Source organism: uncultured Vagococcus sp. (genome assembly GCF_963518325.1).
Classification (GTDB): Bacteria; Bacillota; Bacilli; order Lactobacillales; family Vagococcaceae; genus Vagococcus_D.
On record NZ_CAUQJB010000016.1, the window covers coordinates 1 to 19,038 of the forward strand.

The following is a 19,038-nucleotide window of genomic DNA, read 5'->3' on the forward strand; positions in this document are numbered from 1 at the left end:
GTACCCAATCGCTGGCATGTCGCCTTTAAAGGGATTGATTGAAACAACCTTTCATTAATTACTTTCAGTCGAACGACTGATAGTTAGCAAGGGTTTGGTAACTTTCCACATAACAAAACAGCCGCTTTTAATGTACGCTTTAAGCGGACATCGCCGTTTTTTTGACAGTGGTTTGGATAACATTCTAGACGTGCTAAGCTTCGTTAGTCATAACACTCTGATCGATTGAACTTTATTGATTGAAGAAATAACAACTCATCTGTGCCCAATCGCTGGCATGTCGCCTTTAAAGGGATTGATTGAAACAACCTTTCATTAATTACTTTCAGCCGAACGACTGATAGTTATCAAGGGTTTAGCCTCTTTTTATATAACAAAACAGCTGCTTTTAATGTACGCTTTAAGCGGACATCGTCGTTTTTTTGAGAGTGGTTTGGATAACATTCTAGACGTGCTATGCTTCGTTAGTCATAAGACTCTAATCGAATGCTCCTTATTGATCAAAGAAATAACAACTCATCTATACCCAATCGCTGGCATGTCGCTTTTAAAGGGATTGATTGAAACAACCTTTCATTAATTACTTTCAGCCGAACAACTGATAGTTATCAAGGTTTTAGCCTCTTTTTATATAACAAAACAACTGCTTTTAATGTACGCTTTAAGCGGACATCGTCGTTTTTTTGGCAGCGGTTTGGATAACATTCTAGACGTGCTAAGCTTCTTTAGTCATAACACTCTGATCGAATGCTTCTTATTGATCGAAGAAATAACAACTCACCTATACCCAATCGCTGGCATGTCGCTTTTAAAGGGATTGATTGAAACAACCTTTCATTAATTACTTTCAGCCGAACAACTGATAGTTATCAAGGGTTTGACAGCTCACCACATAACAAAACAACTTCTTTTAATGTACGCTTTAAGCGGACATCGTCGTTTTTTTTAGCAACAATTCCATAACTAGCTCCTCCATTTTAATTCATTCTAAAAAGGGATTCCCTTGTCTTGTCCGTTAAATGACTATGAGAGGCAAGTCACGAACTCATCAATCACTGGCCTTCCAGCTAAAACGAAATGAAAGGCCCCCTCTTTGCCTATCTGGAGATCACCATTGTAGCCTTGTAGAATTATTTCAAGACAGGTATTCAGACATCCGGCTTGATGAAATAAAGAAAGATACCGATACTGTCTAATGATTGAAGATGATGATAACGTAAAAAAACTAACTTTTCAGCTAGGTTTCAGGTTTTAAATTGATTAGAAAGAAGCGCTTCATGACCACTCATTTAGATAAGGTTTTCGAGGGGGGACTCTGGTACACATTTTTCAAACTATCTAGTCTTCTTCCTAACAATAAACTAAGTATATCAAGGTTACACGCTAATTTTTCTCAACTTTTATTCCTAACTAAGTCAATTTTTGAGACAGTCACTTAGCTCACGAAACTTATTATTTGTAAGTAACTTTATTTTGGTGTATTCTTATGGTATCAATTAATCATAGAAAGTTGGCATTCGAATGAACTTAACTAATTATAAAATTCAAACCGTAACCTTAAACACAACTGATTTGACCAAAATGACTGATTTTTACGAAACAATAATGGGTCTTTCTGTCTTGGAAGCAACTGATAGCACGGTGGCTTTAGGCATTAAACAGACGGGTGAAATCTTATTAAAGCTGACGCAAACCTCACGGCCACAAAGCCAAACAAGCGGTCTTTATCACATTGCTTACTTATTGCCTAATCGAGCCGCTTTAGGTAACTTCTTGCGTCATTTAGCTATCACACAGTACCCGATTCAAGGGGCCAGCGATCATGGTTACAGTGAGGCTGTTTACTTGGCTGATCCTGAAGGCAATGGCATTGAAGTTTACGCTGATAAACCTGAAAGTCAATGGGATATCAAAGACAACGGCATTATCGTTGGCGTCACCGAAGCAATGGATGTGGAGGGGGTCTTAGCCGCTGCCACTCAAGAATTCGATTATCTGGCAGAGGGTACCTTTATTGGCCACGTCCATTTAGCCGTCTCAAGCGTTCCTGAAACCAGTCAGTTTTTCCATGATATTTTAGCTTTCACGATTACCACGGAGTTTGGTAGCCAAGCCGCTTTTTATGGGAAAGACGGCTATCATCATCAGTTTGCAGGGAACATTTGGACGACCCGCAACTTCCCTAAGAATCAGGATGAAGCACCGGGCATGAATGAAATTTTGGTCCGCGTTTCCAAGGAAGTCATGACTGAGACGAAAGCTAAGATGGATTTACAACACTATCCCTACCACCAGGATCATCAAGACTTGATTTTTCACGATCCCAACGGCATTAAGTTTCGCTATATCGTTCCTATTAAATAAGGAAACAAACCAGAAGCCTTAACAGGCTTCTTTTTTTATCGGTGATTGTGCTATGATGAAACAAAAGAAACTTATTAAAGGAGGCTTCAGATGTACTTAATCAGTGAATTTTCCAACATCACTAAATTAACTGTCAAAACACTCCACTATTACGATAAAGAGGGCATACTGATTCCTTATAAGCGGGATGAGCATACGGGCTATCGCTACTATAATGAGGCTAACTATCAACAAGCCCAAACCATTTCTTTGTTACGGAAACTAGACTTTTCCATTCTGGAAATCAAAGATGTCCTTAATCAGTCATCGGAACATGATTTTAGTTATTTTCTAAAAGAAAAACAACAACGGATCCAAAAGCGAATGGCCGCTGACCAACTGCTGTTGGACATGCTTAAACAAGAAATCAAAGGGCAGCATTCACCTACCACTAACCTTAAGATTAGCCCAATTGAGGAAACAGACAGCCTTTCACAGCTAACTATCAGTCAATCATTTTATGGCCGTTATGAGGATATCGGTCTGGTGATTGCTTCCTTATTTAAAGCAGCAGGAAAATACGTTGCTGGGCCTGTTACGACCTTGCTTTACGATGATAATTATCAGGAACAAGCCACCATGCGCGTTTGTTTGCCCGTTAAACAACGCTTTTCACTTAAACAATCAGGCATCGAGTTTTGGCAATTACCTCAAGAATCGGTCTTAAAAGTGATGCATTACGGTGGATACGATACCTTATCCACATCTTATAAACGACTGTTGGATTATGGGAAAGAACATCATTACACCCTTCGCTTCCCATCGAGAGAGGTTTATTTAAAAGGACCAGGTAAAACCTTTTGGGGAAATCCCCATTCTTATGAAACTCAGATTACGATCCCTTTTAATCGTCATTAATTAATTTACTTGACTCTCCTCTGCACTAGAGAGCTTAAACTAAACCTATCACATTATTTAAAGATGGAGGCAACACACATGAAATATGAATGGCGCAAAAAAGATAAAGGATGGTATCTCCCAAAAGCCATCCCAACTATTATTGACTTACCACCACTGCAATACCTAACAATTAGAGGGGAAGGCAATCCTAATGGGGAAGGATTCAAGTCTGCTATCCAAGCACTTTATGCCTTTTCTTATGCCATCAAAATGTCACCAAGAAAAGGCATTGAAACCGAGGGCTATTTTGACTATACGGTCTTCCCTCTTGAAGCCTTTTGGGATTCAAAGGTAGCACCTATTGAAGGTCAACCATTAGATAAAGACCAGTTTATTTACCACCTGATGATTCGCCAACCAGAATTTGTCACCAAGGAATTAATGGCAGTTCTTAAAGAAGGGGTTATCAAAAAAATCGGCCCTGAGCGAGCCGAACTGGTCCAGTTGGAAACCATTGATGAAGGCAAAAATTTGCAAATGCTTCATCTCGGTAGTTATGATTCTGAGCCAATTAGCTTCGCTCATATGGCTGACTATTGCGAGGAACATGGCCTTAAACGCATCGGTCATATTCATAAAGAAATTTATTTATCAAATGCAGAAAAAGTCGAAGCCAGTAAACTTAAAACCGTTCTGCGCTTTCCAATTAACTAAAAACAAGCAAGATGCCTTCTCGCATCTTGCTTGTTTGATTTAGTATGGTTTAGCCTAATTTATCAAAGGCATCGTTTTGCATGTCTCTGATTGTTGAAACTGAGTCTTGCATTTTTTGTTTTTCCAAATCATTTAATGGAATTTCAAGGACACTCTTAATGCCTTCACGGTTAATGATGGCGGGTGATCCAATGTAAATATCCTTTTCGCCATACTCACCATCCAAATAGACTGATAGTGGTAAAATCGCATTCTCATCATCAAAGATTGCTTTCGTAATTCGGGCCAAAGCGATGGCAATCCCGTAGTGGGTCGATCCTTTGCGTTGAATGATCTTATAAGCAGCATCACGAACGCCTGTTACCAGCTCGATTAAGCTATCTTCCGTAATTTCCGGATGTTCTCTAACCCATTCATAAATTTGCAGCCCACCGATGTTGGCATGAGACCAGACTGGGAATTGCGTATCCCCGTGTTCACCGATGATATAAGCGTGGACATCTCGGGCATCCACGTCAGTTAAATTGGCTAAGGCCCGTCTAAAGCGGGCACTGTCAAGAGAGGTTCCTGACCCTATTACTCGATTGGTTGGCAAGCCTGAAAATTTCCAAACGGCATAGGTCAAAATATCCACTGGATTACTGGCTACTAAAAAAATCCCATCAAAGCCACTGGCCATGATACTGTCAACAATGCCTTTAGTAATTTTTAAATTTTTATTGATTAAATCAAGACGAGTTTCGCCCTCTTTTTGGGCAGCTCCCGCTGTGAGAACAACTAAATCCGCATCACTGCAATCATCATACGTTGCCGCATAGATTTTTTTAGGTGACGTAAAGGCCAGACCATCTGATAAATCAAGGGCATCTCCTTCACTTTTTCCTGTATCTAAATCGATAATCCCCAGTTCCCGGCCGATATTTTGGGCCACTAAGGCAAATGCATAACTGGAACCCACATCTCCGGCTCCAACTAATATTATTTTTTCTTTTTCTTTTCTCTGACTCATAACAATGACCCCTTTTCTGATAAATCATCTTATTAAGCTTCCACTGTTATTTTACCTCTTTTTCAAAAGGCATGAAAATAATATGACTGGCTTTCTTAATCTTTTTAGCTAAATGGGGAAATTATGGGAATATTAGTCTTTTGAATATGACAAACAAGCGTCAATAAAACAAAATCAAGGCTATTTTTGTCATAATGTCGCAGGAATGATTTATTTTCCCCTACGTATTCATGTTATAGTAAACAAGCAGAGGAGGTTGCATAAAATGGCATACCGTGAAACGATTGAAGAATTATTACTTGAGGAAGCACGAAAAGAGTTACCACCTTTAGTGTCTCACACCAAAAATTATCCTAACTTCGATCAACAAGACGTGATGGATACTGCAACGACACTAATTGATAATAAATCACTTAGAGCCAGCTACCACTTCCATTACAAAGATTTGTGTACCATTACCTTTAAACCAACCCCAATCTAATAACTAATAAACAGCCAGCAAATCAATGATTTGCTGGCTGTTTTTCATCAAGCATCTATACTAAGCCTTGTAACAAGCCATATCTGTTAGTCCTTCTGATGGAGTTCTTTCGCATAATACTGATACCATTCATCAAAAAGAACGTCTGAGAACTCAAATTCCTCTCCTTGATCAACCTTTTTCAGTCGTTCCAAACAAAAGGTCCAACCTGCCAAATCTCGCGGCGTGTGCTCGGTCACCGCAGTTAGCGTTTCTTCTAATTCAAGTCTGGTTTGTTTATCAGACAACTGGGCCAATCTAAAGATCACCTGATCTGCTCCCCATTCAAATCCGATGGTTTCCAACTCCCGATAACTGAAGATAGGCATCTTCAGTTGTTCCGTTTCTGTCATCACAAATAATAACTGACCTCCTTCAGCCAAGCTTCCCACTCTTAACTCTGGAAACCAACTGGCTAGTCCCTTATCGGTTGTTAATAAATGCCAAGCATTGTCCAGACTTATTGGGAGCTCAACTTGCCAAGCGACCACCAAGTGATCCTCTTGTTTGCTAATGATGCCTTTTTCCATTACAATCCCTCCAATTTACAAGTAATCAATCGCCTCTTGCCGTGTCATAAAAAAATGAATGCCTCCTGTTGAATCTGCCCAACGGTTTGGATTAAACTGCTCAGCATACATGACCTGTCCCACTTGATAAATAAATCGTTCATCAGCATAAGACACCGCCTCTTGATAGCCTTGGCTAGCATCGATACTTTTAATCGTCAATACTTTAGCATACTCACACCGACAACTATAATCTGTGGCCGATGTTCGCTGAGCCCCAGCTGGAATAAGCAATTGGACTAGCCGGTCATCAAAACACTTTTTGTAAGCCACAAAGGGACCACTTTCAGGACAGTGTTGTGCAAAAAAGCGGGTCTCTTTATCCGCCTGAACCGCGGTCAGGTTCGCTTCTTCCAGTATGGCTCGATAGAAGTTTGCGCCTTTCATAAGACTACCACTTAGATCACAGCCACGTAGATCAGCCCCTATTAATTGGCAGTCACTTAAATCGGCCTGAATAAACTGACAGTCACGGCATAAACTGTTGGTTAAATCAGCCCCTCTGAAATTTGTTCCACTGAAATTCATCTGTTTAAAGCACACATTGTTAAAATCCTGGCCACTTAAATCACGGTTCGACCAATCTAGGCCGACAAACATACGGGACTGCTCGATTTCACTATCACTCATGCCACCGACTTACCTCCTCACGAGAGTCACTCTTGCCATTCTTTCATAAAGGCGGTTAAAAAAGCTTCCATCACCGCTTTACGCTCTTGACCAATTTCACGGGCTAATGCCGTGTGCATCATATCTGGTAACCGTAATAGCTTTTCATAAAAATGATTGATCACGGTCTCATTGACCCGGTACTCCGATTTCGTTTTTAATTCCCGTGGCGGAATGTCTGGGTCGTATATTTTATGACCCGTGTGGCCACCGTAATAAAAAGTGCGGCCAATCCCCGTGGCTCCCACTGCATCCAAACGGTCAGCATCTTGAACAATTTGCGCCTCCATGGTCAACTCTTCAGGCGTTTTGCCAAGACTAGCACTAAACGATACATGATCAATGATATAAAAAAGCGTCTTGATTTGATCATCCGCTAGATCGATTGACGTCAAAAAGTTTGTTAGTTCTTGGCGGGCCTGCGCTACATCCGGTACTAATTTATCATCAGTCACATCGTGTAAATACGCCCCGGCAACTACCAGAAAATAATCGCAGTTTTCGCTTTTAGCTAAGCGTTTTGCCATCTTAACCACTCGTTCAATGTGATCCATGCTATGGCCAGAAGCATCTTTTTCCAGAACCCTTTGAGCATAGTCCGCTATTAGCGCTAATTGTTTGGTTTCTTCCATTTCGTGACCTCCTTGTTAATACCTTCCTTAAGAAAGTATCTCTCTACCTATGGTACTATTTCCTACTAAAAATTAATAGACTTTCACTCTTTTATAAAAAAAAAGACCAGTTTCCCAGTCTTTCAACACCTTCTAATTATCTTGTTTCGTAGCAGCGATGACTAACTCCCGGATTGAAACACTTTGGGGCATTTCATACATATAGGCCACACTTTCAGCTACTTTAATTGGATCCAGTGCGGCACCGCCCATGGTTTCTTTCCAGTCATTATAGCCGTCTTTCATCTCCTGATTGGTTGTGTGACTTAATAATTCCGTTTCAGCTGCCCCTGGGGAAATCAACAAGACCCGCACATTGGCAGCTGCGGCTTCCATCCGCACGGTTTCCGTTAAACCATGAACCCCGTATTTGGTTGCGCAGTAAGCCGCATGATTTCCAAATGCTTTAAAACCAACAATCGATGAGACATTAACAATGGTACCGCCTTGGCGCTCCTTCATACCTCCCAGAACACAACTAATGCCATTGAGCGTCCCTAAGACGTTCGTGTCGAGCATCCGTGACCATTCAGTAGGATCTTGATCTGCCACGTCTCCTAGGAGCATCTGGCCGGCATTGTTGATCAACAAGTCCACTGGACCATATAACCCTTCCGCTTCTTGAATGGCTTCTGCGAAAGCGAGTCGATCACTAACATCCACTTGTTTTACTAGCGTGCGAGGTAAATTAAACTCGAGCATTTTTTCTGTTCGACGGCCAATCAATAACAAAGGATGCCCTTTTGCGCTAAATAAGTGAGCCATTTCTTTCCCAAATCCGCTACTGGCACCGGTGATGACGATTAATTGTTGAGACATTTTATTTCCTCCATTTTCTATTGAGTAGACGTATCCATAAAATTAGTATACATTGAATAGACAGTAATACTAGTACGCACTTTCAGGTCACTCAGTAACCTAAAGGAAACCATCGATAAAGGAGCACAGACATGTACTTAAACGAATTTGATGCCACCATGCAACTGATTCAAGGCAAGTGGAAAATATATTTACTCTATGAAATTGCCGAAAATCAAATTGCTCGTTTTAACCAGCTGTCCCGTAGTCTGCCTAATATTTCCAATAAAATATTAACCAGTCAGTTAAGAGAATTAGAACAGGACGGGTTAATCCAGCGGGAAATTTTTCCCGAAATACCGCCACGAGTAGAATATCAGCTGACAGCTAAAGGTCAATCCCTTATGCCCGTTCTGGATGTGATCTGCCAATGGGGGCTGACCAATGTTCCCACAACAGAACTGACTGAGATCCTTTGCGACGAAAGGGAAAACTAATTCGCAAAAGCCCTTGCATCAGTTTGGTAATTCTGAGATAATTTTTGTAATAACTTGAGTCAATCAAGAATCGAAAGGATGATGGATATGAGAAAACTAATTGCCTATACACACGCTCATCACAACACGCACAAGGAGGAGCAGGACAACTAATCCATCTTCTCCTGGAAAAGGAGACTTGATTGAACACACTACTAACATTAGGCTGGAATGAGGCCTTCGGGTGTTACGCCGAAAAAGAACAGCTTGCCAGAATCATCACAACTGGCCAAAATACCTATCAGGGTCTGACCATTAACGGCCCCTGCCATTTAAAACTCACGGGAAAAGTTTCCCATTCGATTACCGAAAAATACGATTTGCCTGCTGTTGGTGATTGGGTGGTCACGGATCCCCATCAGCAAGTCATTCAACAGATTATCCCTAGACGCTCTAGCTTTGTCCGCAATGTGGCTGGTAACCAAGACCAGCGGCAGGTCATTGCAGCCAATTTAGATGAAATCTGGCTAGTCATGAGTCTGAACCATGATTTGAATTTACCTCGTCTAAACCGTTATATTATTAACGCCTGGGACAGTGGTGCCCTGCCAGTAATTATTTTAACCAAAGCCGACTTAATCGCCGATTCAACAATGATTATTAAAGAGATTCAGCTGGAACATCCAGGGATTGATGTGCTGGTTTGCAGTGCTAAAACCGGGGTGGGGCTCGAAGACTTACAAGCCCGTTTAACCCATTACCGCACGATTGCCTTAGTCGGTTCTTCGGGAATTGGCAAATCGACTTTGATTAATCAATTAGCAGGTCGAGACCTACAGTTAACTGGCGACATTCGTGAAGACGACGGTCGCGGCCGCCACACTACGACTTCCCGCAATTTATTAGCGGTCCAACATGCCTGGCTGGTGGATACTCCGGGAATGAGGGAATTTGGTTTGTGGTCCACCGGCGAACAGCTGAATCAGACTTTTGAAGATATCGCTGAATTGGCTGAAAGCTGTCGCTTTGGCGATTGTGCTCATGGCAGCGAACCTGGCTGTGCCGTTACTAGCGCTATTGCCCAAGGACGCTTAAGTGCTGAACGCTTTAAAGACTATCAGAAACTACAGCGGGAACTGGCTTATTTAGAGAAGCGCAAACGCGAAACTGAACTAAAAAAAAGACGATAAACAAGACCCTCATCAGTCGAACTTGCGACTGATGAGGGTCTTTTCTACATCAACATTTTGGTTCGTTTAGCTGGTTGACGTTCTGGAAGATGAGCAAACATATCCTCCAACATCCCCCGTAAACCATAATGATAACTAAAGCCCCACTCTTCCTTGGCACACGTCGCATCCAAACTGTTGGGCCAGCTGTCAGCAATTTTTTGCAGCATCGGATTAACCTTATACGTCATCTCAAAACTAGGGTAAATCTGGCGAATCTCAGCCGCAATCTCTTCTGGCGTAAAGCTCATGGAACTGATGTTAAAGGCGTTGCGGTGAACCAATTTTGAACCGTCTGCCTCTAATAAATCAATGATGGCATGGATGGCATCAGGCATATACATCATGTCTAAACGCGTATCAGCTGAAAGTGGGCATTCGTATGTTCCAGCGTCCATCGCCGCGTAACAAATTTCGATGGCGTAATCGGTGGTGCCGCCTCCTGGTGGTGCCAGGTAGGAGATTAACCCCGGAAAACGGACCCCTCGAGTGTCCACGCCAAAGCGTTCGTAATAATAGTCACACAATAACTCTCCAGCCACTTTATTGACTCCGTACATAGTGGTTGGTCGTTGGATGGTCACTTGAGGCGTTAAGTCTTTTGGTGTGCTAGGACCAAATGCGCCAATTGAACTGGGCGTAAAGAAAAGTAAATCTCGTTCACGGGCAACTTCTAAGGCATTCATCGTGCCTTCCATATTAACCTTCCAAGCTAACTGTGGTTTCGTTTCCGCTACTGCTGATAACAGCGCAGCTAAATGAATCAGTGTGTCCACTTGATAGTCTTCGGCAATCGCTAAAAAGCGCTGATAATCCAACACATCTAATACTTCAAAGGGTCCCTCACGGACAATGGCCGAACGGTCACTGGCTACATCATTGGTCGCAATGACATTCTCAACCCCATATTTAGCTCGCAATGCGCGAGTTAGTTCTGAACCAATTTGCCCTAAAGCACCTGTAATCAATATTTTTTTCATTTTACGGGCTCCTCTCACATTCCCTTATTAGAACACGTTCCTTTTTTCTAATAGTGACCCTTAAATCAAGTCAAATTCTCGCCCGACGGTTTCATAAACAGCTAAGGCCTGATCTAACATTTCTTTTGTATGACCGGCTGTTGGCATATTACGGACACGGGCAGTCCCTAATGGTACCGTCGGAAAAACAATCGCCTTCACATATACCCCTTCTTCATACAACCGTCTACTAAAGTCTTGAGCTAACTGCTCATCGCCAATAATCACAGGGGTAATCGGTGTTTCCGTAATACCAGTTTCAAACCCAAGTTGAGTCAATTTAGTCTTAAAGTAAGTGGCATTGTCCCACAAGTCATCATTTAATCGAGTATCCTGATCCAGAATTTGCAGTGATTTAATTGCGGCAGCCGCATCTGCTGGCGTCATTGATGTCGAAAATAAGAACGGACGTGACCGCACCTTTAACCAATCAATCAGTTCTTGAGTTCCCGCTACATAGCCACCCACAACGCCAATCGCTTTTGACAAAGTGCCGATTTGAAACTCGACTTCTTGCTCCAGACCAAAATGTTTCACCGTTCCGTGGCCATGACCTAAGACTCCCGAGCCATGGGCGTCATCGACATACACCATCAAATCAAATTCTTTGGCAATGACTACAATTTCCGGTAATTTACAAATATCGCCGTCCATTGAAAAAACACCATCCGTAATGTACATCGCCTTTTCATAAAGGCCTGAATCTCTGACTGCTTGGGCTTTCTCTCTAAAATCCGTCATATCCGAATGATTCACCCGAATAACTTTGGCACCTGACAGACGGCAGCCATCGATGATTGAGGCATGATTTAATTCATCTGATAAAATAACATCGTTCTTCCCCATAACTGCTGAAATCGCTGCCATATTACAATTAAAACCTGATTGGTACGCAATGGCGGCCTCTGTGCCTTTAAAGTGAGCTAACTCCTGTTCCAAGTCCAAATGAACTTGCAAGGTGCCATTGATCGTTCGAACGGCACCAGCTCCTGCTCCCCATTTCTCTAACCCCGCCTTAGCAGCGGCAACTACGCGGCTATCCGTTGCTAATCCTAAATAATTATTGGAAGACAAATTAATTAAGTCACGCTGACCAATGGTGATCAGTGGGCCGTTAGGGCTGGCCAACGGTTCAATCTGGTTATAGAGACCTTTACTCTTTAGCTCATTCAAATTTGTTTCTAAAAATAAATTCAGTTCCTTGCTCATTAACAATCCCTCCACCTTTTTATTCCATGATTCACAGCTCGACAAAGGAGATCAGGAATTACCCTTCTCTCATGCATTCGTCGAGCTTACTATCTCTATTATAGAATGATTTAGGCTAAATTGATAATAATATCAATCGCTTTCATCGTATCCTTAGCCAATTGTAATGGAGCCTCTCTGTAAGGGCTTAATTCGGCTGTCAGCGGGCCGTCGTAGCCGACTTCTTTCAAGGCAGATACCAATTTCGGCCAATCCAAATCGCCAGCTAGCAAAGGGGTGAAACCTGTTATGTTTCCTATGTTTGTACTGAAATCTTTGACATGAACTTTGACAATTCGCTTCCCTAAAATCTTAACCCACTGATCTGGAAAGCCGAATTGCAACACATTGCCCGCGTCAAAGTAAATTCTAATAAATGGATGAGCAATCTCATCAATAAACTGGCGCATTTCCAATGGGCTGTATAAAAACTTATTCCAGACGTTTTCCACACCTATCACGATGCCTTTTTTTTCAGCATAAGGGGCCAATTCCCTGAAGGCTTCCTGAGACAAACGGTAGCAAGTTTCATAATCATTTTCAGCTGTGACCACCCCTGGTACAATTAACACCGTATCTCCACCAAAAATTTGACAGGCATCAATCATCCGCCGTGCCACTTCTTTCCCTTGCTCACGAATGGTTGGATCTGGTGAATTTAGCGGGTATTTCCAGTGAAGGGCTGTAGCTACACTAGAAATTGGCAACTGATAGTGATCCGACACTCTTTTAATCGCCGCAAAATCGGCTTCTTTCATGTTCAATGTGACATGTGGGCTATCTTCCAATCCTAATTCTGAAACTATGGTGTCGTGTTTCACCTCTTCAGCCATATTCAACTCAATCGTTTCAAAGCCCGCTTCTTTAGCAGCTTTAAATGTCTCTTCAATCGTTAAGTTCGTTGGCAATGTCCAACTGTTAATCCCAATTTTCATCCCTTAACCTCGTTTCTTTTTTGTTGTGTGATGGATTCGTAAGCCAATTGAACCATTTCGATGGTAAAACGACCCGCATGCCCATCAACTGGTGACGGTAAGTCTTTTTCAATTACGTCTTTAAAGACCTTAAACATGGCCATATCCATATCTGTTTCGTAATAAACCCATTGATTTTGCTGATTCCCACTTTGGTATAAGGCCGCTTTGCGACCAAAGCCATCCACCACTGTTCGACCTTTTTCAGAAATAATTTCCAATAGGGCATCGCCCCAAACTGGGTAATGCTCTGGACGGTTCCATGAAGTATCTAGACTCAGCACTTCTCCGGTCTTAAAGCGAACATGCAGCAAGCCACTGTCCTCAGTTGGAATGTCACTAACTGCTGTGACGCCATAAGCTGAGACGCTGCCAATTTCAAGTTGAAACAGCCAGTTAACCAAATCCGCCATATGAATGGTATGGTCGATAATTGCCCCCCCACCGGATAGTGCTTTGTCGACGAACCAGCCTCCGGGAATCTTGCCATGATTGCTGGCGTTTATCGCGTAAATCTGACCAAGCTGTCCCTGATCGACCACTCGTTTTAACTCTTGCATGGTCGGTGCAAAACGAACAGGGTGACACACTAATAACTTAACCCCATTTTTTTCAGTTGCGGCAATCATCTCATCGGCTTCTTCAAGGGATATGGCCATCGGCTTCTCCACAATCACATGGCATCCTTGATTGGCTGCTACAATGGCATACTCTTTATGATAGGCATTTTCCGAGCAAATAAGCACCGTATCACAGGTGAGCAACAGCTCACTTAAGTTATCCATAAAAGGCAGTCCATGATCTTGAGCCCATTCACGTCCCACCTCTCGATGATCGTAAACACCTGTTAACGGCACACCTAATTCTTTGAGACAACGAAGATAGCTGTCAACATGCATATGGGCACTGCCAACAATCCCGACTTTCATTTGACCACCTCCATTTCCCCTGACATCAAACTTGTATTAATCACATTTAACCACTGCTGATTTAAAGGATTAACAGCCATTAAGTCATAGTTGTCTGGGACAACACAATCTGAGGTAAAGGCTGTTTCACTTTCTGAGTCAAAGACATATAGACCTTTGGTTCCTACCAGTTCGGTTTTTTTGATGTAGCCTAGACCTTTTCCTGTCATATTGAGACAGATATTTGCCAAGACATTATTTGAAAAAGCCATTGTCACTATTAAGACTTGTTTCCCTTTACCATAACTGGCCGAAACAGATTTTAACTCTGTCACACCTGCCGCCTTTATCCAGTCAAGAACGTCACTTAGCAGTGGATCCTGGTCTTGAACCTGCCCCTTTAGGGTTAGTGAATAACGAAAAAAAGTGACAGCACCGAGGTCCCCTCTTAGCGCCAGCTGAATTCCTGCTTGATCTTCTAATCTCATCTCTCTTCCTCATTTCCTTAAATGATTGCCTGACTGAATCGTCACAATTTGGTTACGGTCAATAGACTCTTGGGCCGCCAATACTAACCGTGTGACACTGGCACTGCTAGTCAAATCAGAACGAGGTTGGCCCCCCTGTCTCATGCAGCGGATAAACTCCTGAATCATCTCGTCGTCCCCACCACTATGCCCGCCACTATCAACAATTTTATAGGTCAGCTTTTCTGCTTTTAAACGATCGTCCACGATGATTTCGTTCCGCTGATCGTCAAAATAAAGTTCACCTTTAGTCCCAAAAAACTGGAACTCCCGGCGATAGTAGGCACTGAAATGACAGATTGAATAGGTCAGCTTGACTTTATTCTGGTAATTGATCAATAAGGCTTGGTGGTCTTGAACGTCGATCTCAGACTCAAAAACGCAGTTATCCGGCCAGTCCACTTGCCACTCTTTCCCTTTGTGGACTTTCAGATTTAATAAACTCTCTTCACATTCGTATTGAATGGGACAACTTCGGCAATTCAAGGGTTCGGTTAAAGGGGCACCAAATTTACGAATAGCCCCAGGCTCCCCAAAGACTTCTAAGCCTCCTAGTCCAGCCACTTGAGTCGGTTCCCCATCGATCAACCAGTTTAAAATATCCAAGCTGTGAGTTGATTTTTGCAGCAGTAAGCTGTGTGCTTTAGCCTGAGTACGATGCCAGTCATGAAAAAAAGCATAACCACCGTAATCAATATGATCGACACCATTTGCCAGGAACATCTCTCCAATGGCCCCACCAGCAATCAACTCTTTAGCTTTAGCATAAAGGGGGGCGTATCGCAAAACATACCCCACTAAAAAAACCTTTTGATAAGTACTTAAAGCCACTTCCAGTTCCGCTACTTTTGCTTCACTGATCTCCAATGGCTTCTCACAAATAATGTGTTTTTGATACTTAATCGCCTCCAGAACGATTTCTCCATGGGTGTCATCAGGAGTCGCAATAAAGACTGCTTCCACCTGGGGATTCCTTAAAAGTTCACGATAATCGGTTGTTGTAGCAATTCCCTGGTTCTCAAACAGTTCAAAGTGGTTACCTGTTACATCATTGACCATTACCACCTCAATTTCAGCATGGGGAATTAAGCTGTGTAAAGCAAATTTACTTCCACGATTCCCTAACCCAATAACACCAAATTTTATCGTCATTTTTTACATCCTTTCATTTGGGATGAGCCTATGTCCTCCTGATTATCTCAATGGACGATCCCTTTTGGAACCCTCTATCTGCCAAATAATCTTTTTCTATACATACTAAGTCTTTCATTAAACATTCTTTCCTTATCTGTCTTGGCAATCAAAAACAGAGAGAGCACGAACTCCCCCTGCTACACTTAACTCTTCGATCCACTTAAAGCAATGCCTTCAATAAATTGTTTTTGGAAAATCAGGAAAACAATAATTAATGGCACAATCGCTAAAAAGGAACCTGCCATCAGCAACGGATAATTGGTGGCATGTTGTCCGCTTAGTGAGGCCAATCCTGCCGAAAGGGTCATTTTTTCTGGTGATGTGTTCACAATTAATGGCCAAAGTAAGGAATTCCAGCCGTACAGCAATGAAAAGATTGACAAAGAAATCAAAGCCGATTTAGACAGTGGCAAAATAATCGTAAAGAAAATTTTAATTCGAGAACAGCCATCAATAATCGCTGCTTCCTCAATCTCTTTAGGGATACTCATAAAAAATTGCCGTAATAAGAAGGTGCCAAATGCTGAAAACAAACCGGGCATAAACAGGGCCGGAATAGAATCAAGCAAGCCTAACTTCTGAATAATCAAGTATTGTGGAATCAAAAAGACTTGACCTGGCACCATTAGAACCGACAATAACAGAATGAATAACCCGTTTTTAAAGGGAAATTCCAACCGAGCAAATGCGTATGCGGCCATGGCACAAAAGAAAACTTGCCCCACTGTAATGACAGCTGTTGAGACAAATGTATTCAAGTAAAAGCGGCCAAAATTTAGTTCCGTAAATATACTGGAAAAATGTTGCCATTGAGGATTCGCCGGTAAAAACGTCGGCGGTACTGCAATCGCCTCAGTATTGGTTTTTAAAGCTGTCAACACCATCCATAAAAAAGGAAATACCATCATCACTGAGCCTAAAATTAACAAGACATGGATCCCGATTTTTCTACCACCCTTAGCTTCTTTCATTTTTTTCTCCTATCTTAGTAATGAACCCATTTTTTCTGGAAACGGAAATTAATCACTGTAATCAGCAATGTCATTAATAACAGCACCACTGAAATAGCAGCGGCATACCCTTTGTCATTAAACACAAAGGCGTTGCGGTAAAATAAATAAGACAAGGACTGAACACTTTTCAAGGCTGGATTGGTTTCAGAATACATCAAGAAGATTAAATCATAGACTTGTAAGCCTGAAATTAATGACGTAATCAAATTAAAAAAGATTGTCGGCGTTAATAAGGGCAGCGTAATCGAAAAAAACTTGCGCAACGGTCCAGCGCCATCCATCTCTGCCGCTTCATAAAAGCTGCTGGAGACACCTTGTAAACCAGCCAAATACAGCACAATCGACGTTCCTAAAGAACTCCAGACCCCCACCGTAATTAAGGCAAGCATGGCCCAACGGCTGTCTGTTAACCAATTCGGTCCCGTAATCCCGATGTAAGACAACAGTTGATTGATGATGCCATACTCGGAATTAAACATCCACTTCCAAATCATCGCCACAGCCGAGGTCATGGTCACGGCTGGTAAAAAATAAATCACGCGATAGAAACTAACACCTTTAATCTTATTATTTAACAAAACTGCGATTACGATTGAAATGACCACTCCAATCGGCACCGTAAAAATAGCATAAGTGACGGTGTTTTTAAGTGCTACCAGAACCGTTGAATCTGTCAATAACTTCTGATAGTTGGCCAATCCGGTGAACGTATAGCCACCAAATTGTCCCCATTGAGTAAAGGAATAAAACCCATTTTGAACCATGGGGATTAAATAAAATATCAGTATTCCCACCAATAAGGGCCCAGCGAAAACAATTGCAGTCAAGAGACCTTCTTTGTCGTATTTTTTACCAAAAATCCTGATGGCTCCTTTTTTCATTCTAGTCACCCTTTACTATTTTGCTAATAAGACATTCGCCTGCTCCACATACTTAGTAGCAGCCTCTTTGACTGTCATATTCCCTAACCATGCTTCATTAAAAATCTCTGTTTCAATGGCAATAGCGGCCATGCCATTTTTATTATTGGGAAGTGGTACGGCATATTCCACCGCGTCAACAAATACTTGAATATCTTTATCTGGATACGCATTGACCCAGGCTTCTTGAGAGCCATTATATGCGGGGATTACCACACCGGTTTCAGCCACTTTTTTATTGACCGCTTCGGTAGACAAATAGGCGATCCATTTAGCGGCAGCCTCCTTATGTTTCGTATGGGCCGACATCACATTGGCTAAGGCATTGGAAGTCGTCGCTCTTACTTTCCCTTTTGGCAAGGGTGCCACGTCTAAGTTTTCCTTACCGTACGCTTCTTCAAAGAAAACTGGTGTCATGTATGAACCATCGATTGCCATCGCCACCTTTCCCGATTGCAGGAGTTCTGATTGAGAACTGTTTGCCATCATTTCCAGTGGAACTGCTGACCCTTCTTCTTGGAATTTATGCCAAAATTCAACTCCCTCAATCGTTGCTGGTTGATCAAATGCTGATTTTTTACCATCATCGGTAAAGGGTTGACCTTCATTTTGATAGATTGTTTCGTAATACCCTCCTTGCCACGTTACCGGTGTGGCCATACCATAAATGCCTTTATCCGCATTTGTTAACTTTTTGGCAACCGACTGCCAAGTCTCCCATGTCCAGGTATCATCCGGATAAGCAATTCCCGCCTCATCAAATATTTTTTTGTTATACCATAGTCCATTTGTATCAAAATCTTTGGGAATACCGTACAATTTGCCATTATTGGTGTAAGAGTCTAAGTATTGCTCTGGGAAATTGGAAACGTCAATCTCAAATTCATCAAGAGGGGCCACCACTCCGGCTTCAATATAATCCGTTGATTTTGGAATATTCAACCAAAAAACATCAGGCGCATTTTTACCGGTAATCGCTGTTTCTAATTTTGTCCAGTATTGGGCCCAAGGTGTGATTTCCACTTTAATTTTCAGCTCTGGATTATCTTTTTCAAATTCTTTCGCTAATTCTTCAAAAACTGGGGCTTGAGACTTGTCCCATAACCCATAAGAAATTTCGGTTTTGCCTCCTTTTGAACTGCCGCCTTCCTTCTTTCCGCAGCCAACAGCTGCCACTAACACTAAACTTAAAAGCCCTAATAAAAAAATTATCCCTGTCTTATTTCTACCTTTCACGATCCCTTTTTCCATACTAACTGCCTCCCTTTTCCATATTTTTAGTGTGTGCCTTAAAACGGCTAAGGTCTCAAGGAACACAAGATTCACAATAGTTGGCG

At 42.1% G+C, this 19,038-nt stretch carries 20 protein-coding genes; 6 read left to right on the forward strand and 14 right to left on the reverse strand.

Going from position 1 to position 19,038, the window contains the following annotated elements; all coding sequences use genetic code 11:
• Positions 1 to 1,521: 1,521 nt before the first annotated feature.
• The 3 genes from RWN13_RS13380 to RWN13_RS13390 all read left to right on the forward strand — a co-directional run bounded on the left by RWN13_RS13380 (position 1,522) and on the right by RWN13_RS13390 (position 3,957).
• On the forward strand, positions 1,522 to 2,364 hold the full coding sequence (locus tag RWN13_RS13380; RefSeq protein WP_314064485.1) for a VOC family protein: 843 nt from the start codon (positions 1,522 to 1,524) through the stop codon (positions 2,362 to 2,364).
• 90 nt (positions 2,365 to 2,454) lie between these two features.
• A complete protein-coding gene (locus RWN13_RS13385; protein ID WP_314064487.1) occupies positions 2,455 to 3,261 on the forward strand; it encodes a MerR family transcriptional regulator in 807 nt (268 codons plus the stop codon).
• A 78-nt stretch (positions 3,262 to 3,339) separates the two neighbouring features.
• Positions 3,340 to 3,957, forward strand: a complete 618-nt coding sequence (locus RWN13_RS13390) for a GyrI-like domain-containing protein (RefSeq protein ID WP_314064489.1) — start codon at positions 3,340 to 3,342, stop codon at positions 3,955 to 3,957.
• Between the two features lie 49 nt (positions 3,958 to 4,006).
• On the opposite strand, the gene RWN13_RS13395 is transcribed toward RWN13_RS13390, so the two are convergent.
• Positions 4,007 to 4,966 carry an L-lactate dehydrogenase gene (locus RWN13_RS13395; protein ID WP_314064492.1) on the reverse strand — a complete coding sequence of 320 codons (960 nt, stop codon included), beginning with the start codon at positions 4,964 to 4,966 and terminating at the stop codon, positions 4,007 to 4,009.
• 265 nt (positions 4,967 to 5,231) lie between these two features.
• On the opposite strand from RWN13_RS13395, the gene RWN13_RS13400 reads away from it, so the two are divergent.
• Positions 5,232 to 5,447: a hypothetical protein gene (locus RWN13_RS13400; protein ID WP_314064495.1), complete on the forward strand. Its 216-nt coding sequence runs from the start codon at positions 5,232 to 5,234 to the stop codon at positions 5,445 to 5,447.
• Between the two features lie 86 nt (positions 5,448 to 5,533).
• Here RWN13_RS13400 and RWN13_RS13405 read toward each other — a convergent pair whose 3' ends face one another.
• From RWN13_RS13405 to RWN13_RS13420, 4 genes are all read right to left on the reverse strand, one after another.
• Positions 5,534 to 6,016: an SRPBCC domain-containing protein gene (locus RWN13_RS13405; protein ID WP_314064497.1), complete on the reverse strand. Its 483-nt coding sequence runs from the start codon at positions 6,014 to 6,016 to the stop codon at positions 5,534 to 5,536.
• 15 nt (positions 6,017 to 6,031) lie between these two features.
• On the reverse strand, positions 6,032 to 6,685 hold the full coding sequence (locus tag RWN13_RS13410) for a pentapeptide repeat-containing protein (RefSeq protein WP_314064499.1): 654 nt from the start codon (positions 6,683 to 6,685) through the stop codon (positions 6,032 to 6,034).
• A 26-nt stretch (positions 6,686 to 6,711) separates the two neighbouring features.
• Entirely contained in the window at positions 6,712 to 7,356 is a 645-nt protein-coding gene (locus tag RWN13_RS13415) for an HD domain-containing protein (protein WP_314064501.1), read from the reverse strand.
• 132 nt (positions 7,357 to 7,488) lie between these two features.
• Positions 7,489 to 8,214 (reverse strand): SDR family oxidoreductase, encoded by a 726-nt coding sequence (locus tag RWN13_RS13420; protein WP_314064504.1) that lies wholly within the window; start codon positions 8,212 to 8,214, stop codon positions 7,489 to 7,491.
• Positions 8,215 to 8,345: 131 nt separating this feature from the next.
• Here RWN13_RS13420 and RWN13_RS13425 point away from each other — a divergent pair, with 131 nt between their 5' ends.
• Both RWN13_RS13425 and rsgA read left to right on the forward strand, forming a co-directional pair.
• On the forward strand, positions 8,346 to 8,690 hold the full coding sequence (locus RWN13_RS13425) for a helix-turn-helix domain-containing protein (protein WP_314064507.1): 345 nt from the start codon (positions 8,346 to 8,348) through the stop codon (positions 8,688 to 8,690).
• Positions 8,691 to 8,872: 182 nt separating this feature from the next.
• The gene (gene rsgA / locus RWN13_RS13430; protein WP_314064509.1) at positions 8,873 to 9,859 is read left to right on the forward strand and encodes a ribosome small subunit-dependent GTPase A; all 987 of its coding nucleotides are present in this window, start codon (positions 8,873 to 8,875) and stop codon (positions 9,857 to 9,859) included.
• A 44-nt stretch (positions 9,860 to 9,903) separates the two neighbouring features.
• On the opposite strand, the gene RWN13_RS13435 is transcribed toward rsgA, so the two are convergent.
• The 9 genes from RWN13_RS13435 to RWN13_RS13475 all read right to left on the reverse strand — a co-directional run bounded on the left by RWN13_RS13435 (position 9,904) and on the right by RWN13_RS13475 (position 18,952).
• The gene (locus RWN13_RS13435) at positions 9,904 to 10,878 is read right to left on the reverse strand and encodes an NAD-dependent epimerase/dehydratase family protein (RefSeq protein WP_314064512.1); all 975 of its coding nucleotides are present in this window, start codon (positions 10,876 to 10,878) and stop codon (positions 9,904 to 9,906) included.
• Positions 10,879 to 10,938: 60 nt separating this feature from the next.
• Entirely contained in the window at positions 10,939 to 12,126 is a 1,188-nt protein-coding gene (locus RWN13_RS13440) for a glycine C-acetyltransferase (protein ID WP_314064514.1), read from the reverse strand.
• A 110-nt stretch (positions 12,127 to 12,236) separates the two neighbouring features.
• The gene (locus RWN13_RS13445) at positions 12,237 to 13,100 is read right to left on the reverse strand and encodes a sugar phosphate isomerase/epimerase family protein (protein ID WP_314064516.1); all 864 of its coding nucleotides are present in this window, start codon (positions 13,098 to 13,100) and stop codon (positions 12,237 to 12,239) included.
• Positions 13,097 to 14,068 (reverse strand): Gfo/Idh/MocA family oxidoreductase, encoded by a 972-nt coding sequence (locus tag RWN13_RS13450; protein ID WP_314064518.1) that lies wholly within the window; start codon positions 14,066 to 14,068, stop codon positions 13,097 to 13,099. Before RWN13_RS13450 ends, RWN13_RS13445 begins: the two co-directional genes overlap by 4 nt.
• Positions 14,065 to 14,535, reverse strand: coding sequence for a hypothetical protein (locus RWN13_RS13455; RefSeq protein ID WP_314064520.1), 471 nt, complete (start codon positions 14,533 to 14,535; stop codon positions 14,065 to 14,067). The genes RWN13_RS13450 and RWN13_RS13455 overlap by 4 nt, the downstream gene beginning before the upstream one ends.
• A 9-nt stretch (positions 14,536 to 14,544) precedes the next feature.
• Complete coding sequence (locus RWN13_RS13460; RefSeq protein ID WP_314064522.1) at positions 14,545 to 15,726, reverse strand: Gfo/Idh/MocA family oxidoreductase; 1,182 nt, start codon at positions 15,724 to 15,726, stop codon at positions 14,545 to 14,547.
• A gap of 185 nt (positions 15,727 to 15,911) precedes the next feature.
• Positions 15,912 to 16,739 carry a carbohydrate ABC transporter permease gene (locus RWN13_RS13465; protein WP_314064525.1) on the reverse strand — a complete coding sequence of 276 codons (828 nt, stop codon included), beginning with the start codon at positions 16,737 to 16,739 and terminating at the stop codon, positions 15,912 to 15,914.
• A 14-nt stretch (positions 16,740 to 16,753) separates the two neighbouring features.
• The gene (locus RWN13_RS13470; protein ID WP_314064527.1) at positions 16,754 to 17,662 is read right to left on the reverse strand and encodes a sugar ABC transporter permease; all 909 of its coding nucleotides are present in this window, start codon (positions 17,660 to 17,662) and stop codon (positions 16,754 to 16,756) included.
• A 15-nt stretch (positions 17,663 to 17,677) separates the two neighbouring features.
• A complete protein-coding gene (locus tag RWN13_RS13475; RefSeq protein ID WP_314064528.1) occupies positions 17,678 to 18,952 on the reverse strand; it encodes a sugar ABC transporter substrate-binding protein in 1,275 nt (424 codons plus the stop codon).
• Positions 18,953 to 19,038: the final 86 nt, after the last annotated feature.